Source organism: Pseudomonas sp. K5002 (assembly GCF_013386655.1).
Classification (GTDB): Bacteria; Pseudomonadota; Gammaproteobacteria; order Pseudomonadales; family Pseudomonadaceae; genus Aquipseudomonas.
Genome location: NZ_JACARK010000509.1, coordinates 224 through 4,727 on the forward strand (window position 1 = coordinate 224; position 4,504 = coordinate 4,727).

General features: G+C 61.1%; 3 protein-coding genes and 2 pseudogenes. 3 read left to right on the forward strand and 2 right to left on the reverse strand.

Annotated features, from left to right (window positions below):
* Positions 1-175, forward strand: a pseudogene (locus tag HX846_RS39680) (DUF2269 domain-containing protein); the annotation flags it as partial.
* 110 nt (positions 176-285) lie between these two features.
* Here HX846_RS39680 and HX846_RS21865 read toward each other — a convergent pair.
* Complete coding sequence (locus tag HX846_RS21865) at positions 286-942, reverse strand: HAD family phosphatase (RefSeq protein ID WP_178966083.1); 657 nt, start codon at positions 940-942, stop codon at positions 286-288.
* 143 nt (positions 943-1,085) lie between these two features.
* Between HX846_RS21865 and HX846_RS21870 the strand changes: the two genes are divergently transcribed.
* Positions 1,086-1,565 carry an RNA pyrophosphohydrolase gene (locus HX846_RS21870; RefSeq protein ID WP_003176750.1) on the forward strand — a complete coding sequence of 160 codons (480 nt, stop codon included), beginning with the start codon at positions 1,086-1,088 and terminating at the stop codon, positions 1,563-1,565.
* A 22-nt stretch (positions 1,566-1,587) separates the two neighbouring features.
* A pseudogene (gene ptsP, locus HX846_RS21875) lies at positions 1,588-3,847 on the forward strand (phosphoenolpyruvate--protein phosphotransferase).
* Between the two features lie 71 nt (positions 3,848-3,918).
* Here ptsP and HX846_RS21880 read toward each other — a convergent pair.
* Positions 3,919-4,504, reverse strand: a 586-nt coding sequence (locus tag HX846_RS21880; protein ID WP_178966084.1) for an NRDE family protein, incomplete at its 5' end; no start/stop codon positions are given.

Consider the following 4,504-nt stretch of genomic DNA (forward strand, 5'->3'; position numbering starts at 1 on the left):
GGGTTCCAGCGTGATCTACACCGTGGCGGCGCTGAGCTGGTTCTGGCTGGTGGTGCGGCTTAATCGGCTGCGGCTGGGCGGGGCGGGGAGTTTGAACTTTACCGTGGCGCTGGCGGTGGTGAGCCTGGTGGGGTTTGTGGCGATTGCCGGGTTGATGGGTGCCAAGCCCGTCTAGATGATCGTTCCCACGCTCCGCGTGGTAACGCCGCCCGGGACGCTCCGCGTCCCAAGAGCGGACGCAGAGCGTCCAGTGATGCATTCCCACGCGGAGCGTGGGAACGATCTTTAGCCGCGCAGGGTGATCACCGGCCAACCACGCTTCTCAGCCTCAGCCCGCAAATTCGGATCCGGATCCACTGCCACTGCATGCGTCACCTGCTCCAGCAGCGGCAGGTCATTCATCGAATCGCTATAGAAGTAACTGTCCTCCAGGCTAAACCCGGTCTCTTCCAGCCAACGATTCAAGCGCGTCACCTTGCCCTCACGGAAGCACGGAATATCTGTGCTGCGCCCTGTGTAGCGCCCGTCTTCCATCTCGCATTCCGTCGCAATCAGGGTCTCAACCCCCAGCCGCTCGGCAATCGGCCCGGTCACAAAACGGTTGGTTGCAGTGATGATCACCAGCTTGTCGCCCGCCGCCCGGTGCTTGGCCAGCAACTCAACTGCCTTGGGCAGCACGATCGGCTCGATGCAGTCGCGCATGTAGTCGCGATGCCATTCATCCAGCTGGGCCATCTCGGTGCGGCCGAGGATTTCCAGGCAGAAATTCAGGTACTCGGCGTTATCCAGCTTGCCGGCCAGGTAGTCCTGGTAGAACTCGTCGTTGCGGGCCTTGTAGGCCACGGCGTCGAGAATCCCGCGTTCACAGAGGTAATCGCCCCAGGCGTGATCGCTGTCACCCCCCAAAAGCGTGTTGTCCAAGTCGAATAAAGCCAGGCGCATTGCAGTTACTCGCTGAAAAGTCTGTAAAAAGGCGTCCAGAATACGGTCTTTTCACAAGAGTGCACATAAGGTAAGCAGCCTCGTTGCCGCTGTATCAATCTTTGTGGAACAATGCGGTGACATGCGTTTGCGAGGTTGTTGCCGTGATCGACCCCGATGGTTTCCGTCCTAATGTCGGGATTATTCTTACGAATGATGCCGGACAGGTGCTATGGGCTCGCCGTATCAACCAAGATGCCTGGCAGTTTCCTCAAGGCGGAATCAATCCCGACGAAACCCCTGAAGACGCCTTGTACCGTGAGTTGAACGAAGAAGTAGGCCTTGAACGTGAAGATGTGCAAATTCTGGCCTGCACCCGAGGCTGGTTGCGCTATCGTTTGCCGCAACGTCTGGTGCGTACCCACAGCCAACCGCTGTGCATCGGCCAGAAACAGAAATGGTTTCTCCTGCGCCTGATCTCCAACGAGCAGCGGGTGCGGATGGATTTGACCGGTAAACCGGAGTTCGATGGCTGGCGCTGGGTCAGTTATTGGTATCCGTTGGGCCAGGTGGTGACATTCAAGCGCGAGGTTTATCGTCGCGCTCTTAAAGAGCTTGCCCCGCGCCTTTTAGCGCGCGACTGACGACGGAGTTCGACCCCGAGCCATGCTCAATACGCTGCGCAAGATCGTCCAGGAAGTTAACTCCGCCAAGGATCTCAAGGCGGCGTTGGGGATTATTGTGTTGCGCGTCAAGGAAGCCATGGGCAGCCAGGTCTGCTCGGTTTACCTGCTGGACCCCGAGACCAACCGTTTTGTCCTGATGGCCACCGAGGGCTTGAACAAGCGCTCCATCGGCAAGGTCAGCATGGCGCCCAATGAAGGTCTGGTGGGCCTGGTGGGGACGCGTGAAGAACCCCTGAACCTCGAAAACGCGGCCGATCACCCGCGTTATCGCTACTTTGCCGAAACCGGTGAAGAGCGCTACGCCTCGTTCCTCGGTGCGCCGATCATTCACCACCGCCGCGTTGTCGGCGTGTTGGTCATCCAGCAGAAAGAACGCCGCCAGTTCGACGAAGGTGAAGAAGCCTTCCTCGTGACCATGAGCGCGCAGCTCGCCGGGGTTATCGCCCACGCCGAGGCCACCGGTTCGATTCGCGGCCTGGGGCGCCAGGGCAAGGGCATCCAGGAAGCCAAGTTCGTCGGCGTGCCGGGTTCGCCGGGTGCTGCTGTCGGTACCGCCGTGGTCATGCTGCCGCCCGCCGACCTGGACGTGGTGCCGGACAAGACCGTCACCGACATCGACGCTGAAATCATCCTGTTCAAGACCGCCCTCGAAGGCGTGCGCAATGACATGCGCACCCTCTCGACCAAGCTGGCCACCCAGCTGCGGCCTGAAGAGCGGGCGTTGTTCGACGTGTACCTGATGATGCTCGACGACGCGTCCCTGGGCAGCGAAGTCAAGGACGTGATCAAGACCGGCCAGTGGGCCCAGGGCGCGCTGCGCCAGGTGGTCACCGATCACGTCAACCGTTTCGAATTGATGGACGACGCCTACCTGCGCGAGCGCGCCTCGGACGTGAAGGACCTCGGTCGCCGTCTGCTGGCCTACCTGCAGGAAGAGCGCTCGACCACGTTGGTGTACCCCGACAACACCATCCTGATCAGTGAAGAACTGACCGCCACCATGCTCGGCGAAGTGCCGGAAGGCAAACTGGTGGGCCTGGTCTCGGTACTGGGTTCGGGCAACTCCCACGTCGCGATCCTGGCTCGGGCCATGGGCATTCCGACGGTGATGGGGCTGGTGGACCTGCCGTATTCCAAGGTCGACGGCATCGAAATGATCGTCGACGGCTACCACGGCGAGGTCTACACCAACCCCAGCGAAGTGCTGCGCAAGCAATACGCCGAAGTGGTGGAAGAAGAACGCCAGCTGTCCCAGGGCCTCGACGCCCTGCGGGAACTGCCGTGCGTGACCCTCGACGGCCACCGCGTACCGCTGCTGGTCAACACCGGCCTGCTGGCGGACGTGGCACGTGCACAACAGCGCGGCGCCGAAGGGGTGGGCCTGTACCGCACCGAAGTGCCGTTCATGATCAACCAGCGTTTTCCGAGTGAGAAGGAGCAGCTGGCGATTTATCGCGAGCAATTGTCCGCCTTCCATCCGTTACCGGTGACCATGCGCAGCCTGGACATTGGCGGCGACAAGTCACTGTCGTATTTCCCCATCAAGGAAGACAACCCCTTCCTCGGCTGGCGCGGTATTCGCGTTACCCTCGACCATCCTGAAATCTTCCTCGTCCAGACCCGCGCGATGCTCAAGGCCAGCGAAGGCCTGAACAACCTGCGCATCCTGCTCCCGATGATCTCCGGCACCCACGAGCTGGAAGAAGCCCTGCACCTGATCCACCGGGCCTGGGGCGAAGTGCGCGACGAAGGCGCCGACGTGCCGATGCCGCCGATTGGCGTGATGATCGAGATTCCGGCGGCGGTGTACCAGGCCAAGGAGCTGGCGCGGNNGCTCCAACGACCTGACCCAGTACCTGCTGGCCGTGGACCGCAACAACCCGCGGGTGGCCGACCTCTACGACTACCTGCACCCGGCGGTGCTGCAAGCCTTGCAGAACGTGGTGCGCGACGCCCATGCCGAAGGCAAGCAGGTGAGTATCTGCGGCGAGATGGCCGGTGACCCGGCGGCGGCCGTACTGTTGATGGCGATGGGCTTTGACAGCCTGTCGATGAACGCCACCAACTTGCCGAAGGTGAAATGGATGCTGCGCCAGATCAACCTGAGCCGGGCCAAGGAGCTGCTGGCGGAGTTGATGACTATCGACAACCCGCAAGTTATCCACAGCTCGCTGCAATTGGCGCTGAAGAACCTTGGGTTGGCGCGGATGATCAACCCGGCGTCTGCAAAGAGCCTCTAACCGGATTTCAGAGCCTGTCCCCAATCGAAATGTGGGAGCGGNNCCGCTCCCACATTTGGTTTGCGTGAGGTTCAGATTTTGAGTTCAACTTCACCCAACTGTCCGCCATAGGGCCCAAAACTGCGCTCCACGATATGCCGCGTCCCGTCGGCATTCACAATCAACGCCGTACTCGCCCGCGTCCCGTAACTGGGGCTGGCAATAAACACACTCGACAGCAAACTCTCCGTCGCCAAGCCCACGCCGGTGTCCGGCAAGTCAGCAAACGGCGCGGTCTGCGGGTCGCTCAAAATCCCCAGCAAGGCTTCAGGCTGCGGATCTTCCAGTACTTGCGCCAACGCCGCCTTGGCCTTCAACAACTTCGGCCACGGCGTATCCAGCCCTGCATTGGATAACCCATAAACCCCCGCCACCAATGGTGTCGGCGCAGATTCCTTGGCGTTGTAATGCCAAAGCTCGTCCCGCGTCCCGACCAGCAGGTTAAACCCGGCATATTCAATCGATCTGCCATTAACGTCGGCCAAATAGTCGTCAATCGACAGCGAACTGCTGAGAAAGCGCGCCACCAACTCACCCCGCGACTTGCGCGCCGGCGGCTGGTGCGGGTCACGGATATTGGTCAGCGCCGCAAAGCGCCCGTCTGCGCCAACTCCCAGC

Excerpts from the sequence above, each read along its gene's own strand:
- HX846_RS21865 (WP_178966083.1), bottom strand. The coding sequence starts at position 942 with ATGCGCCTGGCTTTATTCGACTTGGACAACACGCTTTTGGGGGGTGAC.